Source organism: Nocardia sp. NPDC024068, assembly GCF_040638875.1.
Taxonomy (GTDB): domain Bacteria; phylum Actinomycetota; class Actinomycetes; order Mycobacteriales; family Mycobacteriaceae; genus Nocardia.
This window is the reverse complement of sequence record NZ_JBEZYU010000116.1, coordinates 1-3,528: the sequence shown is the minus strand read 5'-3', so window position 1 is coordinate 3,528 and position 3,528 is coordinate 1. Positions and strand designations below refer to the sequence as shown.

The 3,528-nt window shown below is 69.5% G+C and carries 2 protein-coding genes; both read right to left on the bottom strand.

The features are described 5' to 3' along the window. Positions 1 to 180: hypothetical protein (locus AB0F41_RS31460; protein ID WP_357430218.1), on the bottom strand; the 180-nt coding region annotated here is incomplete at its 3' end. A 106-nt stretch (positions 181 to 286) separates the two neighbouring features. Further along, positions 287 to 3,181, bottom strand: coding sequence for a leucine--tRNA ligase (gene leuS / locus AB0F41_RS31455; protein ID WP_357430216.1), 2,895 nt, complete (start codon positions 3,179 to 3,181; stop codon positions 287 to 289). Between the last annotated feature and the right edge of the window lie 347 nt (positions 3,182 to 3,528).

The following is a 3,528-nucleotide window of genomic DNA, read 5'->3' as shown; positions in this document are numbered from 1 at the left end:
CAGCCGCGAGTCTCGAGGGCTGACAGCAGACGCTTCGGGGGCCGAACCCCGCGCGCGCCAGCGCGCCAATAAACACAGCACCTTCGCGAGCAAGGCCACCTGCCCCACCTTCACGAGCAACGTCACCTGCCCCACCTTCACGAGCAACGTCACCTGCCCCACCTTCACGAGCAACGCCACCTGCCCCACCCTCGCGGGCAACGCCACCTCCCCCACCCTCGCGAGCAACGCCACCTACCCGCGTTCACGAGCAACGCCACCCCCACTCCGGCAAGCAACGTCACCTTCAAGCGACGATGTTCACCAAGCGCCCCGGCACCACGATCAGTTTGCGCGGGGATTTGCCGTTCAGCAGCGCCGCGATCTTCTCGTCCGCCAGGGCCGCCGTCTCGATCGCCGCCTGGTCCGCCTCCGGGTCCACCTGGATACGGCTGCGGACCTTGCCGTTGACCTGGATCGGGTATTCCACCGTTTCCGCGGTCAGCAGCGCCGGGTCGGCCACCGGGAAGGGCCCGTGGGCCAGCGACGTGCCGTGACCCAGCCGCTCCCACAGCTCCTCGGTCATATGCGGGGCCAGCGGGGCCAGCATCAGGACCACCGGCTCCACCGCCGAGCGCGGCGCACCCTGGGGGTAGGCCTTGGTCAGGTGGTTGGTCAGCTCGATCAGTTTGGCGCCGGCGGTGTTGTCACGCATCGCCGCCAGGTCCTCGTCCACGCCGGCGATGGTCCGGTGCAGCAGCCGCAGGGTTTCGTCGGCGGGATTCTCCTCGGTAACCCGGGACGCGCCCGTTTCCTCGTCCACCACCAGTCGCCACACCCGCTGCAGGAAGCGGTGCGCGCCGATGACGTCCTTGGTCGCCCACGGCCGGGAGGTGTCCAGCGGGCCCATCGACATTTCGTAGAAGCGGAAGGTGTCGGCCCCGTACAGATCGCAGATCTCGTCGGGGGCGATGGCGTTCTTCAGCGATTTGCCGATCTTGCCGTACTCCTGGTTCACCTCGGCCTCGGTGCCCGAGGCGTCGGTCCAGAAGAACTTCCCGTCCCGTTCGACGACCTCCGCGGCCGGGACATAGGCCCCGCGCGCGTCGGTATAGGCGAAGGCCTGGATATAGCCCTGGTTGAACAGCCGGCGATACGGTTCACTACCGCTGACCTCACCCAGGTCGAACAGCACCTTCTGCCAGAACCGCGCGTACAGCAGATGCAGTACCGCGTGTTCCACCCCGCCGACGTACAGGTCCACCCCGCCCGGATCGTCGGCGCCGTGCTCGGCCGGGCGCGGGCCCAGCCAGTAGTTCTCGTTCGGCTTCGCGCAGAACTCCTCGGCGTTGGTCGGGTCGGCGTAGCGCAGCTGATACCAGGAGCTGCCCGCCCAGTTGGGCATCACATTGGTGTCGCGGCGGTATTTGCGCGGGCCGTCGCCCAGGTCCAGCTCGACCTCCACCCAGTCGGTGGCCTTGGCCAGCGGCGGGGACGGGGCGGAATCCGCGTCGTCGGGGTCGAAGGTGACGGGCGCGAAATCGTCCAGTTCGGGCAGCCGCACCGGCAGCATCGATTCCGGCAGCGCGTGCGGGGCGCCGGTCTCGTCGTAGACGATCGGGAAGGGTTCACCCCAGTACCGCTGCCGGGCGAACAGCCAGTCGCGCAGTTTGTACTGCACCGTGCCCGCGCCGCGCCCGTCGGCCTCCAGCCGGGCGATCACCGCGGCCTTCGCCTCGGTGATCTCCAGGCCGTCCAGATAGTCGGAGTTCACGGCCGGGCCGTCGCCGGTGTAGGCCTCGCCGTCGAAATCCGCGGGCGGCCGGACAGTACGGATGATCGGCAGGCCGAACGCGGTCGCGAAATCCCAGTCGCGCTGGTCCTGGCCGGGCACGGCCATGATCGCGCCGGTGCCGTAACCGCTCAGCACATAGTCGGCGATGAAGATCGGTATCTGCGCCCCGTTCACCGGATTGGTGGCGTAGGCACCCAGGAAGACGCCCGTCTTCTCCTTGTTCTCCTGCCGCTCCAGATCGGATTTGGCGGCGATGGCCGAACGGTAGGCGGCGACCGCGGCGGCGGGATCGGCCGCGCCGCCGGTCCAGCGTTCGTCCACACCGCCGGGCCACGCGGCCGCGGTCAGTTCGCCGACCTTCTCGTGCTCGGGCGCCAGAACCATGTAGGTGGCGCCGAACAGGGTGTCGGGGCGAGTGGTGAACACCTCCACATCCCCGGCCGGGGTCGCGAACTCGACCCGCGCGCCGCGGGAGCGCCCGATCCAGTTGCGCTGCATGGCCTTCACGTTCTCCGGCCAGTCCACATGATCCAGATCGTCGATCAGCCGGTCGGAGTAGGCGGTGATCCGCATCATCCACTGCCACAGGCGTTTCCGGAACACCGGGAAGTTGCCGCGCTCACTGCGGCCGTCGGCGGTGACCTCCTCGTTGGACAGCACCGTCCCCAGACCCGGGCACCAGTTCACCACCGAATCGGTCTGATACACCAGGCGATAGGAATCGATCAGCGCGGCCCGCTCGGCCGCCGGCAGATCCGCCCAGTCCTTGCCACCGGGCACCGCCCGCGCCCCCGACGCGAACTGACGTTCCAGCTCCGCGATCGGCCGGGCCCGGTCGGCCTCCTGGTCGTACCAGGCGTTGTAGATGCGCAGGAAGATCCACTGCGTCCACTTGTAGTACTCGGGATCGGTCGTCGCGAACGAACGCCGCCGGTCGTGCCCCAGACCCAGCCGGTCCAGCTGCCGCTGCATGGTCGCGATATTGGATTCGGTGGTGTCGCGGGGATGCGCTCCGGTCTGCACGGCGTACTGCTCGGCGGGCAGGCCGAACGCGTCGTACCCCAGCGCGTGCAGCACATTGCGGCCGTGCATCCGGTGGTACCGGGCGAACACATCGGTGGCGATATAGCCCAGCGGATGCCCCACATGCAGCCCCGCCCCCGACGGATACGGGAACATGTCCTGCACGAACAGCTTGTCGGCCGGAACCTCCCCCGCCAGCGGACCTACCGGATTCGGCGCGTGGAAGGTCCCGCGCTCGGTCCAGCGCCGCTGCCACCGCCCCTCGATCTCCCCAGCGAGCGCGGCGGTGTACCGGTGGGCAGGCGTATCGTCGGCCCGGCCCGGGGTTGCGCCAGTGTCTACCGAGCTCTGCCCGGCGGTCTCGGTTGCGCGGGAGTCCTGCACGGTCCTGCCTTCTCTAGCTGCTGATGGGGAGAATTCCGTCGACGAACAGCGTATGTCGTACCCCCTGACAAGCCCAAAAGGGAGGGGTGGGCCGGTCGGCGTCGGCACGCGCCCCCCTGCCTCCGAACTCCCTACCCGATGACCTGCGGATGCGCCCCCGCAACAGACTCCCAGCGCCGCCGAGCCCCCGGCCGTCCCCCGGTGCCGAGTCCCGGCCGTCCCCCGGTGCCGAGTCCCCGGCTGTCCCTCGCCGCCGAGTCCCCGGCTGTCCCTCGCCGCCGAGTCCCCGGCTGTCCCTCGCCGCCGAGTCCCCGGCTGTCCCTCGCCGCCGAGTCCCCGGCTGTCCC